This window comes from Bradyrhizobium sp. dw_411 (genome assembly GCF_018449695.1).
In the GTDB taxonomy this organism is placed as follows: Bacteria; Pseudomonadota; Alphaproteobacteria; order Rhizobiales; family Xanthobacteraceae; genus Bradyrhizobium.
Genome location: NZ_JAAVUY010000011.1, coordinates 129,724 through 147,110, shown reverse-complemented (window position 1 = coordinate 147,110; position 17,387 = coordinate 129,724). Strand labels below are relative to the sequence as shown.

Here is a 17,387-nt window from a genome sequence, read left to right as displayed (position 1 = left end):
TGCGTCGTGCCCCTTGAGGTGGCGTTGAACAACTTCGTCCACACTAGGTAACATCCGACGCGAACCCAGTAATGTCTGCTGTAGAAGTACAAGCGGACGAGCGCAGGCTGGTCGTCGACTTCCGCAAGTGACCCGGAACGGACATTGGGCACCGTTCAATGGCTATGCTCAAGACCGTATCCGGCCAGTTTGGCGGCAACTCTTTCCCCCAAAAGGGGACTTCTGATCGCGCCCCCTAAATTCAATCACCTACGAATCGGTCCCGGGGTTGAAGAGCACATCGATCCAATAATTGGTGGCGTTGAAGGTATTGATGGGGAAACTGCTGCCGGCGCCGTAGGTGTAAACCCCATTGCCACCGCTGCCGGCGCTATTCGGCGCCGTCAGGACTCCATTGACGTGGTCAGTTGCGAAATAATTACTGTCTGCCGAGTAGAAGCCTCCGCTGTGGTATGATGCCACATATATCGTGTTGGCAGCCAACGTCACCGGGGTGGCAAGGTTTACGGTCTGCCAGCCGCTCGCGGTCTCGCCGCTGGACGTTGCGCTAGCGAGCAGTGTGCCTGTCGAATCCCAGAGATTGACGACGTGGGTGCCGGTATTCTCAGGACCTTTGTAAAACAGAATTCCGACGATCTGGCCGCCGACGGATGTCTCGAACTTGACCCCCAGTTCGACCGGATTGGCGTCGTCCACCGTGACAACCGCCGGCGTCGTTCCGAGCGTGAACAGGCTGACGGTAAAGGTCGCAACGACGGTTAGAGAAACGGTAGCTGAAGCGGTGCCGCCGTGGCCATTCGTGATCGTGTAAATGAAGCTTGCGGCCCCAAGATAGCCGGTCGTCGGCGTGAAGTTCACCACCTGGACCGTCGAATCATAAGTGACGCTACCATCGACCGGGTTGCTGACGCCCGAGATCGACAAGGTGTAGCCGTTCGGGTCGGAGCAGTGCGCCAGAATTGACGCGGCCGGAATAGAAAGAACGGCATTCTCCGTTGTCGTAAAGCCGCTGATATCGTTCGCGACGGGCGGCAGATTTCCTCCGCCTCCTGGACCGAACATCACATCGACCCAATAATTGGTGGCGTTGAAGCTGCTGGTAGGGAAACTGCTCCCGCTGCCATAGGTGTAGACCCCATTGCCACCGCTGCTGGCGCTGCTTGGTGCCGTCAGGGTTCCATTGACGTGGTCAGCGTCGAAATAATTCCCATCCCCCGAATAGAAGCCGCCGCAGTGATAGGACGCCACATAGATCGTGCCGGCGGTCAATGTCACCGCGGTGGCAAGGTTCACAGTTTGCCAGCCGCTCGCAGTCTCGCCGCTGGAGGTTGCGCTGGCAAGCAGGGTACCTGTCGAATCCCAGAGATTGACGACATGGGTGCCGGTATTCTCAGGGCCTTTGTAAAAAAGAATTCCGACAATCTGGCCGGCGACGGATGCCTCGAACTTCACTCCCAGTTCGATCGGATTGGGATCGTCCACCGTGACATTCGTCGGCGTCGTTCCGGGGGTGAACAGATTTACGATGCCGGCGGCGATGACGGTCAGTGAAACGGTAGCCGAGGCGGTGCCGCCGTGGCCATTCGTGATCGTGTAGGTGAAGCTTGCGGCCCCAAGATAGCCGGTCGTCGGCGTGAAGCTGACCACTTGGGCCGTCGAATCATAAGTGACGCTACCATCGACCGGGTTGCTGACACCCGAGATCGACAAGGTGTAGCCGTTCGGGTCGGAGCAGTTGGCCAGAATCGATGCGACGGGAATGGAAAGTGCAGTATTCTCGGTTGTCGTAAAGCCGCTGATATCGTTCGCGACGGGCGGCAGATTGCCGGCCCCTCCTGCCCGGTTGAAGACCAGATCAACCCAGTAATTGGAGTTCAAACCTGTCCCGGCGGGAAAGACGCTCGTCGCTCCGTAAGCAAACACGCCGTTGGTGCCGCTTCCGGGAGCGAGCAGAGCACCAACAGCACGCGCACCGAAGAAATAGTTGATGTCGTCCGAATAGAATCCGGAAGCCGTATGGTACGACGCAACGTATGTGGTGTTCGCGGTGAGCGGAATAGCCGTCGAGAAATTGACCTGTTGCCAGCCGCTCGCGGTCTCGCCGGTGGATGCCGCGCTGGCAAGCAAGGCGCCTGTCGAACTCCAGAGATTGACGACATGGGGGCCGGTGTTCAGCGGGTCCTTGTAGAAGCGGATACCGGCAGCCGAACCAGGCGTGTTGACCTGGATCTGCACCCCGATTTCCAGAGCGAGCGGGTCGTTGGCCAGCACGGCGAAGGGCACATCCGCGGGAGTAAACAGGCTCACTGTCGCGGAAGGCGTGACAGTTACGGTAACGCCGGTCGCGGGCGTTTCCATGTTGAGACTGTCGTCGACGGCGCGAGACTGGATCGTGAAGCTTCCGGGAAGCAGCGGCCACCATATGAAGGTCCAACTGGTGGTGCCGGTGGCAGGATTCCAGGTCGTCCCACCGTCCGTCGAAACCTCGACAAGGGCGACGAGCCCGCCGGCATCGCTCGCCGAGCCGGAGACGGTCACCGGCTGCTGCTGTACGAGGCTCGCACCTGCAACGGGGACGGAAATCGTGGATACCGGTGGCGTATGGTCCGTAGATGCCGTCGCGGCGACGAGGTCCGATTGCAGCGTCTGCGGCTGGACGCTCATATCCGCGAACAGGTTCACCATGGCCTGTTGGACATTCGGGTCAATCGGCGTCGGTGCAATCGTGCCGTCGTTGGCATAATCGTGTGTCGTGTCGAGACCGAAAGACAGGAATACCGTCCCGGCACCGAACACGATCGCGCCGCTCGGCGCGCGATAGAGCGTAAGACTGTGGGTCGCGGTCCCATCCCCAGTAGTATTGCCATAGTCGAGAAGGTAGGTACTCACATCGAGTGTCGTCGATGACAGGTTGATCAGTCCGCCAGGCCGGAAGCCGTTGTTCGGCGCCTCGTCCCATTCGTATCCGAGCATACCCACCGCGAGCGCATTTGCCTGGCCGGACTGGATCGCCGTGTTTCGCCAGAACCTGAATTGAGCCAGGTTGGATGGAATTGTGATGATGTCGCCCCGATAGGAATCGACCTGGAAGATGGTGCCGGTCAGTGCATTTTCCGGGCGCCCCCCATCGGATGGCGGACTGAAACTCGGATCACGCCAGGTTCCGGTCCATACGGGAGTCGGATCGATCTTGGCAGTGGCGTGAGTTTCCTTATAGCAAACAAGGGTGCGGTTCGCGGTGCCGTTGCTGTCCGCTTCCCATCGGGTTTTCCAGTACACCTCGTTGCCGCTCATGAAGATGAGATGCACGCCGGCGTCACGCGCGGCCTCTACGCTGGTGCGCAGATCTCCGGACCAGTATTCGTCATGCCCGACCGACATGAATACCTTGTAGTTTGTCAGCGGAGTGTTGCCCGGCTCTGCGTCGATGCTTGCAATGTAAGCGACGTCATATCCGTTACGCTCCAGCCAGCGTATCGCTGGATACTCCCCGCTGAATAGAAAGTCTTGTGGACCAGCGAAAGTCCCGATGCCGTCGCGCGTGGCGAACGGCCGATTATAGCTGACCTTGTACGCACGGCCGTCCGGGCTCGCCGTCGCGTTGCCACCGTATAGATTCGCGCCGCCCCAGCCGTTGTAGGCATGCCATGTCGTATCGGACGTCTTGAAGACGATATCCGACGTGGCGCCGTCGTTGCGAACCACAAAGACAATATGGCTCTCGCCGGCAGTCGTATCCTGGCGGGTAAGCTTCGCAATATAGACACCAGAGACAGCGCTTGCGGGCACGGTCCAGGTTACGGAAACAGTCCAGTTTCCGGCATCGTACAAACCGAGCGAGGGATCGCCGCCTACCGGCGGCTGAATCGACGCCGTCGTCTGTTGAAGCGTTGTAACGAGACAAGCGCCAAGTCCGCCATAATACCCAAGTCGATAGATATCGATCCTGTAGTTCGCCGAATCCGTATTGATCTTGAAACCGATCTGGTCGCCACTATTAACGCTGATGCTGGTAGCGAACCCCTCGATGTTGGTTGAGGCGGCTCCGCTGAGGTCCCATTCACTCTGAGGTGTGCCCTGTTTTTGATTTTCTAAAACAATAGGATTTAATGTCATGGTGCACTATTTTTGCTGAGGAGAACCATGCAATGGGTACGGAATGTGATATCCGATGACCCGTGCAATCAACATTTATCGATTTAATTTTTAAAACACGCAAAATAATGTAGAGTCGTCACGATATCACTACGCGCAATTGATTGACGTAATGTGACATAGATCTCATGTGTCGTGATCAGCAGGTAACGAGGAGGCGATTGTGCAAAACGCGAAGCCAAACTGGACCGAAGGTAAGAGGTGGCTGTATCGCGGTTATGAAGTAACTCATGCTCGTGACGGCAACGGCGTGGAAGTCCGCAAGTGTGGCGGGCCCCTCATACAAAGGCTTTCCAAGCCAGTCACCTACCAGGATCTGACCGCCGCCATAGACAAACTTCACGTCAGCGCGCCCTGACGAAATCTTCCGATCAGCCTTCCGACTCGAATCGCGGAGACGGTATCGACCAAGAGTTTACCAGCTAAAAAATAGTTGGTGCACGCAGTTTTTTGTAACTTAGTGTTTCTGGAGCCCAGGCATTGCACCGGCCGCACCCCGCACAATTGAACCTTTACAGCTTGGGCGGCGCGATTTTCTGCCGCTCTGCAACGATGACAAGCGGGACGAAGCCCACGATCTTCTCGCGCCGGTCGACGGCTGATTCACGGAGGGCTTCGATACGCTCGACTTGAAGGAGGCCAAGGCGTTGCTCAACGAGTTGCGCGACTGACAACGAGTTTGATGCTCTGAATTTGTTGCAGCGCATGAGTCCGTTCCTGGCAGATTTTGTTGCAAAAGTCGGGTGCTGCAGGTGAAGGGTCAGCTACCTCGTTAGAAGCGCCGGCTTTGGTCCGCCGGCCCCGACGCTCTCTACGCAACTCCTACGCACCCAATACACGGCGCGTGAGCGGGTGGCGGTCGCGCAACCAGCGATGCGAGTCGTCGCAGGTTCTGGGCGATCGCGGCCAGGACAAACTCATCCTGAGCACCTCGCGGTCCACGCAGTCGAAGCCGACCGAGCTTCAGGATGCGCTTCAAGTGCGCGAACCGCATCTCGATCTTCTTGCGCTCCCGCCGCGACTGCTCAAAGCCCTCGGTGCCAGCGAACGAGCGGGCAACATCCCGGGCGTGCTCATGGATATCGCGCGGAATCTTGCGTGCCGGTTCCTTTGGACAGCATTGCGGTTTGAGATGGCATACATCGCAGTCGAGCTTACTTGCGCGATACAGAAGCGTCTTGCCCTCGTGCACTGTGCCGCTCGTCCCAAGCCGCTTTCCGCCCGGGCAGTGGTAGACGTCGTCGGTCCGGTCATATCGAAAGTCGCCGCGCGAGAAGGTACCGTCGTCCCGCTTCGATTTATCGAACACAGGGATATGTGGCGCGATGCCCTTCTCCTCGACCAGCCAGTTCAGCATCGGAGCCGCCCCGTAAGCGGTATCGCCGGCAAGCCGCTCCGGCTTGAGACCAAAGCGCTCCTCCGTTCGCTCGATCATGGTCTTTGCCGCGCCGACCTCGGCCTGGCGGATGGAGCGGGATGCTTCAACGTCAACGATGACACCGAACTTCACGTCGATGAGATAATTGTCGGAGTAAGCAAAAAATGCTGGTCCCTTGTGAGCTCCGGTCCACTGCGCTGCGGGATCGGACGGCGAAACGAACTTCGGGACAACGTCGCTGGCGGCGCCCCACGCAGTATCGTCGAGGGTCGACAGATACTCCTTCACGGCACGGCTGGACCTCTTGGGATCGCGATCCCTGCGCCAATCCTGACCCGCAATCGAACGCTGCTTGTTGGCGTCGGCCGCAATCAGGCTCGCGTCGACGGCAAAGCCCTCGCCACCGACCAAGCCGGCCGCGATACACGTCTCGACAACCCGCTCGAACACGTGGCGAAAAACTTCGCCTTCGCGGAAGCGCTCGTTGCGGGCTCGTGAGAATGCCGAATGATCCGGGATCGCATCCTCGATACCGAGCTTGCAGAACCACCTATAGGCAAGGTTCACCTGGACCTCGCGGCAGATCAGCCGTTCCGAGCGGATCGCAAAGACATATCCCACGATGAGCATCCGGATCATCAGTTCCGGATCAATCGACGGGCGGCCTATCGACGAATAGTGAGGCGCAAGCTCGCCGCGCAGCCAGGATAGATCGAGCGCGGCGTCAATCTTCCGCACCAGATGATCGTCAGGAACCGCATCACCAAGGTGAAACTCGTAGAAAAGTTGACCCTGGTCACTCTTCAGACGGCCCATCATGGATCGACCTCGCCGAGAATCGCGTCAACACAACGGAATCACGCTTCGCGGCAGGCCTCAACCGACTTTTGCAACAAAATCGGCACATTTCGGACATGGTGAGCCGAGTCGCCGAAGTCCGTTGGCAAGAATAAAGCAGACGTCAGGATTGGTGACGGTCACTTCCGCTGCCGGAGCGGAGGATGACGGCGGAGATCGTCGCTTCAAACGGCAAGACGATAACCCGACGGGCAAATCAATGACGCGCTTGTGCGTTGCGCGGCACGCCTGTGTCCAGCCCCTCGATAAAAAATATTCTGATTTTCAGAAATAGCAAATCAATCTATATCCCCTTCCGTCCCGTCCCACTTGAGGGGCGGTTCGCGATCGTCACGGACGCGGGGCGGGATGCGGTGGACGTGGAAGCGCCGATAACGAACGGCGCCGAAGCGGACGGAGAAGTCGTGTGGTCCTGACGCCCCGACGCTGGCGTCAAGTTCTTGAGAAGCAAGCTTCTCCTTGAGAAGCAGGTTTCTTGGGGGCGACGGTGGCAAGAAAGCCCGGTCGCCGGGGAGAGCGCGAAGGAAGCCGTTAAAACCATTGCGTAGGGAATGCCGGGTGATGCCGGTGTGACCTGACTAACGCGTGTGCCTTCTACTCCACCCATTGCACACGCCGCTGCGGGCGCATCGGGCGCCCGGCATTCCCTGCGCCCTCCGAACGAGAGGGCGGGAAGTTACTGGCAAAACTCGGGCGGATTGCGTCGCGGGAATGCGGGGGTGTGTGAAATTTAAGCGATGTCATTCCGGGATGGTCCGAAGGACCAGACCCGGAATCTCGAGATTCCGGGTTCGATGCTTTCGCATCGCCCCGGAATGACGATCTGAGTTTTGGCTGTTTGAAAATTCGAATCCGTTCAGCATCAAGCGCGGGAGACGACAGTCTCCGGAAACGCCTTACTCGTCGTCCTGCTTCTTGCCGCCGATGGTCTTCAGCTTGGCGAATACGGCATCGACGTTGAGATCGTCGCGCTGCTTTTCGCTGGGCTCGAATTCCGGTTCCTTGCGGGTGGTCTCGGAGGCCGGCAGCAGGGTGGCGCCGCCATAGGCGGTATCGATCGGCTTTTCCTTGGCCGCGCGCTGCACCTCGAAATCGAGTTCGATCTGCGAGCACAGGCCGAGCGTCACCGGGTCCATCGGGGTCAGGGTCGAGGCGTTCCAATGGGTGCGGTCGCGGACGCTGGCGATTGTGGTCTTGGTGGTGCCGACCAGGCGCATGATCTGCGCGTCCTTGAGTTCGGGGTGGTTGCGCACCAGCCACAGGATCGCGCTCGGCCGCTCATGGCGGCGCGACACCGGGGTATAGCGCGGGCCCTTCTTTTTGGCCGCCGGCGGCAGCGTCACCCGGCTCTCGCCGAGCTTGAGGCGGTAGTTCGGGTCCTTTTCGCCCTTTTCGATCTCGTCGCGGGAGAGCTGGCCGGTCGAAATCGGGTCCATGCCCTTAATGCCCTGGGCGGCGTCGCCATCGGCGATCGCCCGGACCTCGAGCGGGTGCATTTTGGTGAAATCCGCGACCTGGTCGAAGGTCAGCGCCGTATTGTCAACCAGCCACACGGCAGTCGCCTTTGGCATCAGCGGTGCATTGCTCATGGCAAATCTCCTTAGCGCTTCGCCCACCTCGGGGAGGCGAAGCCGTGGTCATCAGCGATGACGGGAATTACGCCCTATATAGTCTGCCCGGGGGTAACCGCGCAATGGTTTGCTGACCGGCCTTGACAGCGCCCAAAAGGCGTCCCAAGTCCTTGGCGAAGCCCTGTTCCAAGCCCTTTCACGGGTTGCCCTTTTATTCGAAATGACCGCTCCCCGGCGCTTTCCTGGGGTGTTTCGGTCCGAGATCGCCCCGATGTCAGCCAAACCACCCCTGAAAATCGTGCTTTGTTCGCCACGGGGCTTCTGTGCCGGCGTGGTCCGGGCCATCGATACCGTCGAGCGGGCGTTAACGATTTACGGCGCCCCGGTCTATGTCCGCCACGAGATCGTCCATAACCGCTATGTGGTCGACAGCCTGAAGACCAAGGGCGCGATTTTCGTCGAGGAACTGGCTGAAATTCCCGACAATACCAATGCTCCGGTGGTGTTTTCGGCCCACGGGGTGCCGAAATCGGTCCCGGCGGACGCCCGGGCCCGCAATTTCTTCTCGCTGGATGCGACCTGTCCGCTGGTGACCAAAGTTCACCGCGAGGCGGCGATCCATTTCAAGCGCGGCCGCGAAATCCTTCTGATCGGACATTCCCATCACCCGGAAGTGGTCGGCACGCTCGGGCAATTGCCCCCGGGCACCGTGACGCTGATCGAGACCGCGCATGATGCCGCGACCTTCACGCCGAAGGATCCCGACAATCTTGCCTTTGTGACGCAGACCACGCTGTCGATCGACGACACCGCCGAAATCGTCGCGATGCTCAAGGAACGTTTTCCGAACATTTCCGGGCCGCACAAGGAAGACATCTGCTACGCCACCACCAACCGCCAGCTCGCGGTGAAGAAGGTGGCGCCGGTGGTCGATGCCCTGATCGTGGTCGGCGCGCCGAACTCGTCGAATTCCCAGCGCCTGCGCGAAGTCGCCGAGCGCGAGGGCTGCCCGATCGCGGTGCTGGCGCAGCGCGCCAGCGATCTCGACTGGTCGCGCTTCGACGGCATCAAGAGCCTCGGCATCACCGCGGGCGCCTCGGCGCCGGAAGTGATCGTCGAAGAGATCATGGGCGCGTTCGCCGAGCGTTACGAATTGCATGTGGAGACGGTTTCGGCCGCGGAAGAGAACGAGTTCTTCCCGCTGCCGCGTTCGCTGCGGCCTGACGCTGCCGAGTAGTTGCGATGGCGGTTTATACCGACGTCGCCGCCGATGAACTCGCGGAATTCCTGAAGGCTTACGACATCGGCGAACTCCTGTCCTACAAGGGCATCGCCGAGGGCGTCGAGAATTCCAACTTCCTGCTGCATACTTCGGCCGGACATTTCATCCTGACGCTGTACGAGAAGCGCGTCGCCAAAAGCGACCTGCCGTTCTTTCTGAACTTGATGACGCATCTGGCCTCGCGCGGCATCAGTTGTCCGCAGCCGCTCAAGAACAAAAGCGGCGAAGCGTTGAGCGAGCTTGCAGGCCGTCCGGCCGCGATCATCAATTTTCTGGAAGGCATCTGGCCGCGCAAGCCCAATCTCGCGCATTGCGCCGGGGTCGGCCAGGCGCTGGCGAAAATGCATCTGGCCGGCGCCGACTTTGCGATGGCGCGCGCCAATGCGCTGTCGGTATCGGGCTGGCGTCCGCTGTTCGAACAGGCGGCTGCGCGCGCCGACGAAGTGCAGCACGGGTTGCGCGATTTTATTCGTACCGAGCTCGATCATCTCGAGGGCAACATCTGGCCGAAGAATCTGCCGCAGGGCGTGATCCATGCCGATCTGTTTCCCGACAACGTGTTTTTCCTTGGCGATGAGGTATCGGGCATCATCGATTTCACCTTCGCCTGCACCGATACGCTCGCCTACGACGTCGCGATCTGCCTCAACGCCTGGTGCTTTGAGAGCGATTGTTCGTTCAACGTCACCAAGGCGCGGGCCTTTCTCGGCGCCTATGACCGCGAGCGGCAATTGTCGCAAGCCGAGCAGAACGCGCTGCCGCTGCTGGCGCGGGGCGCGGCATTGCGCTTCCTGCTGACGCGCCTCGTCGATTTTCTCAATGTGCCCAAGGGTGCCTTGGTGCGTCCGAAAGACCCGATGGAATATGTCCGCAAGCTGCGCTTTCAGCAGGGCGTCTCCGGCTGGCGCGATTACGGCGTCGTTGCTTCGGGGCAGATGGCGTGAGTTCATTGCCGGTCGTGACGATCTACACCGATGGCGCCTGCTCGGGTAATCCCGGCCCGGGCGGCTGGGGCGCGATCCTGAAATTCGGCGATGTCGAAAAGGAATTGAAGGGCGGCGAGGCGCACACCACCAACAACCGCATGGAGTTGATGGCGGCGATCTCCGCGCTGGAAACCCTGAAGAAGCCGTGCAGCGTCGATCTCTATACCGACAGCCAGTATGTCCGTCAGGGCATCACCGGCTGGATCCACGGCTGGAAAAAGAACGGCTGGCGCACCGCCGACAAGAAGCCGGTCAAGAATGTCGACCTGTGGCAGCGGCTCGATGAGGTGCTGAAAGCGCATCAGGTGCGCTGGCACTGGGTCAAGGGCCACGCTGGCCACGACGAGAACGAGCGTGCCGATCAACTGGCGCGCGACGGCGTCGCGATGGCGAGGTTGAAGGGGTAGCGGGCCCTCTCCCCTTGTGGGAGAGGGTGGCGCCTCACGAAGTGAGGCGACGGGTGAGGGGTTGGCTCCGCGGATAGAGACCCCTCATCCGGCGCGCCATAGCCGATGCGAAGCATCGGCGTCCTAAAGAACGGCGGCCGGAGGCCGCCTATGGCCACCTTCTCCCACAAGGGGAGAAGGGAAAAAGCCCGGTGCGCGCGCGCGTGACGTTACGTGCTGCGCTTACAGTTGTCCCAGCAGCGTATCGCCGCCGGAAACCTCGACTTTGCCGGGGGCGGCTTCGAGGTTGAGCTTTTTGACGACGCCGTCTTCGACCAGCATCGAGTAGCGGTGGGAGCGGATGCCGAGGCCGTTGCCGGAGGCGTCCAGTTCCATGCCGATCGCCTTGGTGAAGTCGGCATTGCCGTCGGCGAGGAAGGTGGCTTCGTCGCGCTGGTCGGTGTCGCGCTTCCAGGCGTTCATGACGAAGGCGTCATTGACCGAGACGATCGCGATGGTGTTCACGCCCTTGTCCTTGATGGCATAGGCGTTGAGGAAAATGCTCGGCAGATGCATTTTGTGGCAGGTGCCGGTATAGGCGCCGGGGACCGCGAACAGCGCGACCTTCTTGCCCTTGAAGATATCGTCGGTGGTTTTGACCTGCGGACCTTCCGCCGTCATCACGCGAAATTTGGCTTCGGGCAGCTTGTCGCCAACTTTAATGGTCATCGTCAATTCTCCTTGGCTGTGCCGGGATGTCTTAAACCGGGCGGGCTGCGGGCACAATATGAGCTGCCGTGGAAACGGCAATGGTCCTGTTGGTTCACCGTTGTGTCATCAGCCGGAAAATCCGCCGCTGTCGAGAAAGGCCTGCTCCTCCGGCGTCGTGGCTCGCCCCAGGATACAGTTGCGATGGGGAAAGCGCCCGAACCGCCTGACAATCTCGGCATGGTCCTGCGCATATCCGACGTTGTCGGTGTTGCCGGTTTTACGAAACAGCTCGACGCAGCGTTGCTGGTCGCACATTTGCTCCGAATGCATGAAGGGCATGTAGAGAAATTCCAGCAGGGCCGGCTCAATCCGCGCGTCCACGTTGCGCGCGATGGCGCGGCTTGCGACCCCAAGGGCCTGCGGATCGGTGGAATAGGTCCTGGCGTCGCCGCGAAACATATTGCGGGGAAACTGGTCGAGGATAATGACCAGCGCCAGCGCGCCGTCGTCGGATGCTTCCCAGGATAACAGCTCGCCGGCGGCGGCTCTCTGCCACAGTCCGAAGAATTTGCGCCGCACCTCGGCATCGAATGCCGCGTCTTTGGTGTACCAACGCTCGCTGCCGGCCTCGCGCCAGAACGCGAGGATTTCTTCGGGCGTAGCGTCGCGGGCATCCGTCACCAACAAGCGTCCGCGGCCTTGTCCATTCAGGCCGCCGCTGCCTTTTTCTCATCACGCAATTCGCGGCGCAGGATCTTGCCGACATTGGTCTTCGGCAGGCTGGTCCGGAACTCGATCTGCTTCGGCACTTTGTAGTTGGTCAGTTGCGTGCCGCAGAACTTGATGATGTCTTCCGCCGTGACGCTGGGATCCTTCTTGACGACAAAGGCCTTGACGGCTTCACCCGAGCGCTGGTCGGTGACGCCGATCACGGCGCATTCCAATACGCCGGGATGGCTCGCGATCACTTCCTCGATCTCGTTGGGATAGACGTTGAAGCCCGAAACCAGGATCATATCCTTCTTGCGATCGACGATCTTGGTGTAGCCGTCCGCGCTCATCACGCCGATGTCGCCGGTGCGGAAGTAGCCGTCTGCGGTCATCACATTGGCGGTCTCATCGGGCCGGTTCCAGTAACCGGCCATCACCTGCGGACCCTTGGCGCAGATTTCGCCGGGCTCGCCGATCGCGACTTCCTTGCCGTCATCGTCGCGGATCGAAAGGTAGGTTGACGGTACGGGCAGGCCGATCGAACCGGAGAATTTTTCGATCGTCGCGGGGTTGCAGGTCAGGGTCGGCGAGGTCTCCGACAGGCCGTAGCCCTCCGACAGCGCGCAGCCGGTCACGGCCAGCCATTTCTCGGCGACCGGTTTCTGGGTCGCCATGCCGCCGCCGTTTGAAACCTTCAGCTTGGAGAAATCGATCTTGTCGAAGCCGGGCGTATTCAACAGGCCGTTGTACAGCGTGTTGACCCCGGGGAAGAAGCTGATCTGGTATTTCATCAGCTCCTTGATGAAACCCGCCATGTCGCGCGGATTGGGAATCAACAGATTGGTGCCGCCCACGCGCGTCCCGAGCAGGAAGCAGGCCGTCAGCGCGAAGATGTGATACAGCGGCAGCGCGCAGACGATGAACAATTGATCGACGTGCGGCGGCTTCTTCAGCGCCGGCTGCAGCCAGGCGTCGTTCTGCAGCACATTGGCCAGAATGTTGCGATGAAGCAGCGTCGCTCCCTTGGAGACGCCGGTGGTGCCGCCGGTATATTGCAGGAAGGCGACATCCTCGGGCGCGATCTTTGGCTTGTTGAACATCATGCCGCGACCGGCCGCGATCGCGTCATTGAAATTGACCGCGCCCGGGATCGACCAGGGCGGCACCATTTTCTTGACGCGCCGGATCACCAGATTGACGATCACGCCCTTGAAGCCGAGCATGTCGCCCATGCTGCCGACGATGACATGCTTCACCGCGGTCCTGGCGATCACCTGCTGTACGGTGGTGGCGAAATTCTCCAGAACGATGATCGCCTCGGCGCCGGAATCCTTGAGTTGGTGCTCGAGTTCGCGCGGGGTATAAAGCGGATTGACGTTCACGACCGCGTAGCCGGCGCGCAGCACGGCGGCGGTGGATACCGGGTACTGCAACACGTTCGGCATCATCAGCGCGACGCGGGCGCCCTTTTGCAGGCCCTTGCTTTGCAGGTAGGCGGCGAGCGCCAGCGACATCTCGTCGAGGTCGCGGTAGCTGATCGACTTGTCCATGCAGATGAAGGCCTTGCGGTCGCCAAACTTGGCAAAGCTTTCTTCCAGCAATTCGACCAGAGACGAATACTGAGTCACATCGATATCGGCGGGCACGCCAGCCGGATATTGTTTGAGCCAGATGCGCTCCATTTATTTCCCCTCCTGGTTGGCTTCCTCGTTTTGCCCGTTTTGCCGGGACGAGACTCCTTGTTTTTATTTTGGGTAGTATTGAGCATTGCGGCGGCCGATGGCAAGCCGCAGTGCACCCTGAATAGGCAGATGATTGAAGGAAACCGTTCGGGGCGCGTTCAGGCTGTACAGCCGGCCGGGGCCGCGGACTCGGTTCAAGTGCGCGGCGCTGCAGCCGTCTTTTGGTCGGCGGGTTTGGCCTCGCCGGTCTTTGGACCGGGCTTGGAATCGGATTTGGGTTTTGCTGCGGCCTTGGGCTTGGCCGGCTTGGCGGCGGCTTTTGGCGCCGTGTCCGGTTTGGCATTGGCGTGTTTGGACTCAGCCGGTGCATCAGGCTTTTTTGCAGCCACCCGGGATTTCTTGCTGCGATGCTTCGGGGTCTGTTCTTCGGTGTCGGCGGCGACTGCGGCGATCAAGGCGGCGCCGGTCCGGGTCGGCCCGGTATAAACAATAATCGGCTCGGAAGCCGCGGGTGCGGCCGCCATCAATTCCGACGGCTTTAACACCGGCGCCTGCAGCCCTCCGGTGGAGAAGAACGCCAGCGGTTCGCTGTTGGCGCCATCGGCGCTGGTCGCGGCATTGTCCGCATCCTCATCGCTGGCCGGCTTGTGGTGTTTACCGCCGCACATTTCCTCGCGCAGGTTCGGCGGCGAGGCATCGATCGGCACCAGATTGTCGACGGTGCCGAGCGTCGGCTTCAGCCAGGACAGCGAGTTGTTGGCAAAGTTGCGCTCCAGCAATTGCGCCGCGCGAACCGCGCGCATGTTGCCCGAGGAAGCGCCGAGCACGACCGCGATCAGCCGCCGGCCATTGCGGGTCGCCGAGGCCACCAGATTGTAGCCGGACGCACAGATGAAGCCGGTCTTGAAGCCATCGGCGCCGGGATAGCGCCCGATCAGCTTGTTGAAATTCTGCGTGACCCTGCGGCCATAGCGGATCGAGGGAATGTGCACGAAATATTCATATTCCGGCAGGTCGTGAATGATGGCGCGGGCCAGGATCGCCAGATCCCGGGCCGACGTGATCTGGCCATCCGCGGGCAGGCCGTTCGGATTGACGTAGCTGGTCTGCGTCATCCCGAGCTGCTGCGCGTTCTGATTCATCAGCGCCGAAAAACCGTCGATCGATCCGCCGACGCCCTCGGCCAGCACCACGGCCATGTCGTTGGCTGAGCGCACCAGCATCATCTTGAGCGCGTTATCGACAGTGAGTTGAATGCCCGGCCGGAAACCCATCTTGGCCGGCGACTGCGAGGCCGCCACCGGAGACACCGTCAACAGCGTGTCGAGCGTGATCCGCCCTTCCTTGACCGCCTTGAGCGTGACATAGGCCGTCATCAGCTTGGTCACCGATGCGGGATACCAGGGATAGGTCGCGTTCTCGGCCTGCAGTACTTTGCCGCTCTCGGCTTCAACCACCAGCAGCGCTTCGGCATGCGCGATACGTGGCGTCACGACAGCGAGGGCCGCGACGACGACGATCCAGTTCAACGACGATTTGCAAAGCAACGGGCGAAGAAATTGCACGAGTTGGATTCCGGTCCTTTGAGACCCGCCTTCGCAAAGGAGGTATTTGCAGAAGGAGGTCTTGGCATGTGACGTTCGGGTTTCAAGCGCGTCCGGCACCGTCGCTCACGGCAGACGCGAACCTATACCGGCTTGCCAGTCCGGAACAGAGGTCCGCTGATTAAATCGTGGACGAAATAGGCCAAATTTCGGCGATACTTAAATTTTGACAGCGGCGTTATCCGCCTTGATCGCCTGAACGCTGGCCCGTGCGCTCTCCTGTACCATGAACTGGGCCCTTGCGAGCTCGGCAAAACGGCCGCCTTTCGCCACAAGTTCATCGAAAGTTCCGCTTTCGATCACCTGTCCGTTATCGAACAGCATGATGCGCGTGGCGTTGCGGATGGTCGAAAGCCGGTGGGCGATCACGAAAGTGGTCCGTCCCTTCATGACCTCATCCAGCGCGGCGTTGACCTTGGCCTCGGTGACAGCGTCGAGCGCGCTGGTCGCCTCGTCGAGAATCAGGATCGGCGGATCCTTCAGCAGCGCCCGCGCAATCGACAACCGTTGCCGTTCGCCACCGGACAGCATCCGCCCGCGCTCACCGGCATTGGTCTCGAATTTCAGATCGCTGCGTTCGATGAATTCCAGCGCCTGGGCGCGCTCCGCCGCGATCCGCAATTCCTCGTCGGTCGCGTCAGGTTTGCCGACGCGCAGGTTTTCCGCGATCGACCGGTTGAAGAGCAGCGCCTCCTGAAACACCACGCCGATATTCCGCCGCAGTGCCGCCAAGGTCAGGCCGCGCACATCCATGCCGTCGATCCGGATGAAGCCCGATTGCGGATCGAACGCGCGATGCAACAGCGCGATGGCGGTCGATTTGCCGGCGCCGGTCGGGCCGACCAGCGCGATGGTCTGGCCGGGCAGCGCGGTGAAGGAAAGGTCTTCGACCGCGGGCCGCTTGCCGTCATATGAAAACGACACGTCCTTGAATTCGACCAGGCCCGAAAGACGCCCGGTATCGATCGCGTCGGGCCGGTCGCGCACCGCGGGCACCGCGTCCAGCACATTGAAGAATTCCTGCAGGCGCGGCGCTTCCATGAACACGTTGTTGATGAAGCTGACGACCTGCTCGAGTTTCTGGATCAGCATGGTCGCGAAGCTGACGAACATCACGATCTCGCCCACGGAAGTGAGGCCCTGTTCGTGCAGCACGATGCCGACGGTGAAGATCGCCAGCACGGTGATGGTGGTCGAAGCCCGGGTGATGACGGTGACCAGCGCCCACCACGACAGCACCGGCATCTGCACCGCCAAAAGCTTGTCGGCAACAAAACGCAGTCCCTGCACCTCGGCATCGATGCGCACGAAGCTTTGCACCAGCGCGACATTGCCGAGCGCATCGGAGGCGCGCGCCGACAGGTCGCTGTAATGCGCCTCGACCTCGTTCTGCATGCCGTAGGTCTTGCGCACCACCAGCGTGGTCAGCACGGTGAACACGATGCAGAGAATGAACAGCAGGATTGCGAGGCGCCAGTTGATGTAGAACGCCAGCGGCAACAGCACCACCAGCGACATGATCGCGGCGAAATGCTCGCGGAAAAATCCAAGCCACAGCCTCCACAGGGAGTCCGTGCCGTTCAGCATCACCTTCATCAGGCGGCCGGAATGGGTGCCGGTGTGGAAAGTCAGCGGCAATTGCATGATGTGTTCGAAATAATTCGTCAGCACGGCCTGACGCTGGCGGTGGGCCAGCCGATCGGCATGGAGCGCCACGGCAGCGCTGCAGCCGATGGTGAACAGCCCGAACGCCGCCCAGGCCGCCAACAGCGGCCACGCCGGCGACGATCCGAGCGGGCCACCGGTCGCTTTGCCGGACAACACATCGACGATGCGGCCGAACAGCACCGGCTCGGCAAATTGCGCCCCGGCCAGTAGCAGGTTGGCGGCGGCCAGAATCCAGCCCAGCCGCGCCTCCTTGCCGAGCAATTCAAGAACGCGGGTGTAGAGGCGAAGCAGGGACATGCCGTGACGGACTCTGGTCGGCGGAACGGACGTTCGTTCCGAAGCGCATTCTAATCAGGGATCGCCCGGGAGATACAGCGTCTGATAATGTTTTGCTC

12 protein-coding genes are annotated in these 17,387 nt (G+C 60.7%); 3 read left to right on the top strand and 9 right to left on the bottom strand.

Translation table 11 applies throughout. From position 1 onward, the window contains the following. Nucleotides 1-249 precede the first annotated feature (249 nt). From HB676_RS20170 to HB676_RS20155, 4 genes are all read right to left on the bottom strand, one after another. Nucleotides 250-4,116, bottom strand: coding sequence for a DUF4082 domain-containing protein (locus HB676_RS20170; protein ID WP_213739782.1), 3,867 nt, complete (start codon nt 4,114-4,116; stop codon nt 250-252). A gap of 551 nt (nt 4,117-4,667) precedes the next feature. After that, nucleotides 4,668-4,862, bottom strand: a complete 195-nt coding sequence (locus HB676_RS20165) for a hypothetical protein (RefSeq protein ID WP_213739780.1) — start codon at nt 4,860-4,862, stop codon at nt 4,668-4,670. Between the two features lie 104 nt (nt 4,863-4,966). Then, the gene (locus HB676_RS20160) at nt 4,967-6,352 is read right to left on the bottom strand and encodes a transposase (RefSeq protein ID WP_213739778.1); all 1,386 of its coding nucleotides are present in this window, start codon (nt 6,350-6,352) and stop codon (nt 4,967-4,969) included. 935 nt (nt 6,353-7,287) lie between these two features. After that, the gene (locus HB676_RS20155) at nt 7,288-7,980 is read right to left on the bottom strand and encodes a cell cycle transcriptional regulator TrcR (protein ID WP_213739776.1); all 693 of its coding nucleotides are present in this window, start codon (nt 7,978-7,980) and stop codon (nt 7,288-7,290) included. A 253-nt stretch (nt 7,981-8,233) separates the two neighbouring features. Here HB676_RS20155 and ispH point away from each other — a divergent pair, with 253 nt between their 5' ends. Genes ispH through rnhA form a run of 3 tightly spaced genes read left to right on the top strand, consistent with a single transcriptional unit; the run spans nt 8,234 to nt 10,637 of the window. Further along, nucleotides 8,234-9,199, top strand: coding sequence for a 4-hydroxy-3-methylbut-2-enyl diphosphate reductase (gene ispH / locus HB676_RS20150; RefSeq protein ID WP_213739774.1), 966 nt, complete (start codon nt 8,234-8,236; stop codon nt 9,197-9,199). A 5-nt stretch (nt 9,200-9,204) separates the two neighbouring features. After that, nucleotides 9,205-10,188: a homoserine kinase gene (locus HB676_RS20145; RefSeq protein WP_213739772.1), complete on the top strand. Its 984-nt coding sequence runs from the start codon at nt 9,205-9,207 to the stop codon at nt 10,186-10,188. Continuing rightward, a complete protein-coding gene (gene rnhA / locus HB676_RS20140; protein WP_213739770.1) occupies nt 10,185-10,637 on the top strand; it encodes a ribonuclease HI in 453 nt (150 codons plus the stop codon). The genes HB676_RS20145 and rnhA overlap by 4 nt, the downstream gene beginning before the upstream one ends. 222 nt (nt 10,638-10,859) lie before the next feature. On the opposite strand, the gene HB676_RS20135 is transcribed toward rnhA, so the two are convergent. The 5 genes from HB676_RS20135 to HB676_RS20115 form a co-directional block, all read right to left on the bottom strand. Then, complete coding sequence (locus HB676_RS20135; RefSeq protein ID WP_213739768.1) at nt 10,860-11,345, bottom strand: peroxiredoxin; 486 nt, start codon at nt 11,343-11,345, stop codon at nt 10,860-10,862. Nucleotides 11,346-11,453: 108 nt separating this feature from the next. Next, on the bottom strand, nt 11,454-12,008 hold the full coding sequence (locus tag HB676_RS20130; RefSeq protein ID WP_213739766.1) for a DUF924 family protein: 555 nt from the start codon (nt 12,006-12,008) through the stop codon (nt 11,454-11,456). A 26-nt stretch (nt 12,009-12,034) separates the two neighbouring features. Further along, entirely contained in the window at nt 12,035-13,720 is a 1,686-nt protein-coding gene (locus HB676_RS20125) for a long-chain fatty acid--CoA ligase (protein WP_213739764.1), read from the bottom strand. 194 nt (nt 13,721-13,914) lie between these two features. Then, nucleotides 13,915-15,285 carry a serine hydrolase gene (locus HB676_RS20120; RefSeq protein WP_213739763.1) on the bottom strand — a complete coding sequence of 457 codons (1,371 nt, stop codon included), beginning with the start codon at nt 15,283-15,285 and terminating at the stop codon, nt 13,915-13,917. A 198-nt stretch (nt 15,286-15,483) separates the two neighbouring features. Continuing rightward, the gene (locus tag HB676_RS20115; protein ID WP_213739761.1) at nt 15,484-17,289 is read right to left on the bottom strand and encodes a glucan ABC transporter ATP-binding protein/ permease; all 1,806 of its coding nucleotides are present in this window, start codon (nt 17,287-17,289) and stop codon (nt 15,484-15,486) included. Between the last annotated feature and the right edge of the window lie 98 nt (nt 17,290-17,387).

Excerpts from the sequence above, each read along its gene's own strand:
- HB676_RS20170 (WP_213739782.1), bottom strand. The coding sequence starts at position 4,116 with ATGACATTAAATCCTATTGTTTTAGAAAATCAAAAACAGGGCACACCT.
- HB676_RS20165 (WP_213739780.1), bottom strand. The coding sequence starts at position 4,862 with ATGCGCTGCAACAAATTCAGAGCATCAAACTCGTTGTCAGTCGCGCAA.
- HB676_RS20160 (WP_213739778.1), bottom strand. The coding sequence starts at position 6,352 with ATGATGGGCCGTCTGAAGAGTGACCAGGGTCAACTTTTCTACGAGTTT.
- HB676_RS20155 (WP_213739776.1), bottom strand. The coding sequence starts at position 7,980 with ATGAGCAATGCACCGCTGATGCCAAAGGCGACTGCCGTGTGGCTGGTT.
- ispH (WP_213739774.1), top strand. The coding sequence starts at position 8,234 with ATGTCAGCCAAACCACCCCTGAAAATCGTGCTTTGTTCGCCACGGGGC.
- HB676_RS20145 (WP_213739772.1), top strand. The coding sequence starts at position 9,205 with ATGGCGGTTTATACCGACGTCGCCGCCGATGAACTCGCGGAATTCCTG.
- HB676_RS20135 (WP_213739768.1), bottom strand. The coding sequence starts at position 11,345 with ATGACCATTAAAGTTGGCGACAAGCTGCCCGAAGCCAAATTTCGCGTG.
- HB676_RS20125 (WP_213739764.1), bottom strand. The coding sequence starts at position 13,720 with ATGGAGCGCATCTGGCTCAAACAATATCCGGCTGGCGTGCCCGCCGAT.
- HB676_RS20115 (WP_213739761.1), bottom strand. The coding sequence starts at position 17,289 with ATGTCCCTGCTTCGCCTCTACACCCGCGTTCTTGAATTGCTCGGCAAG.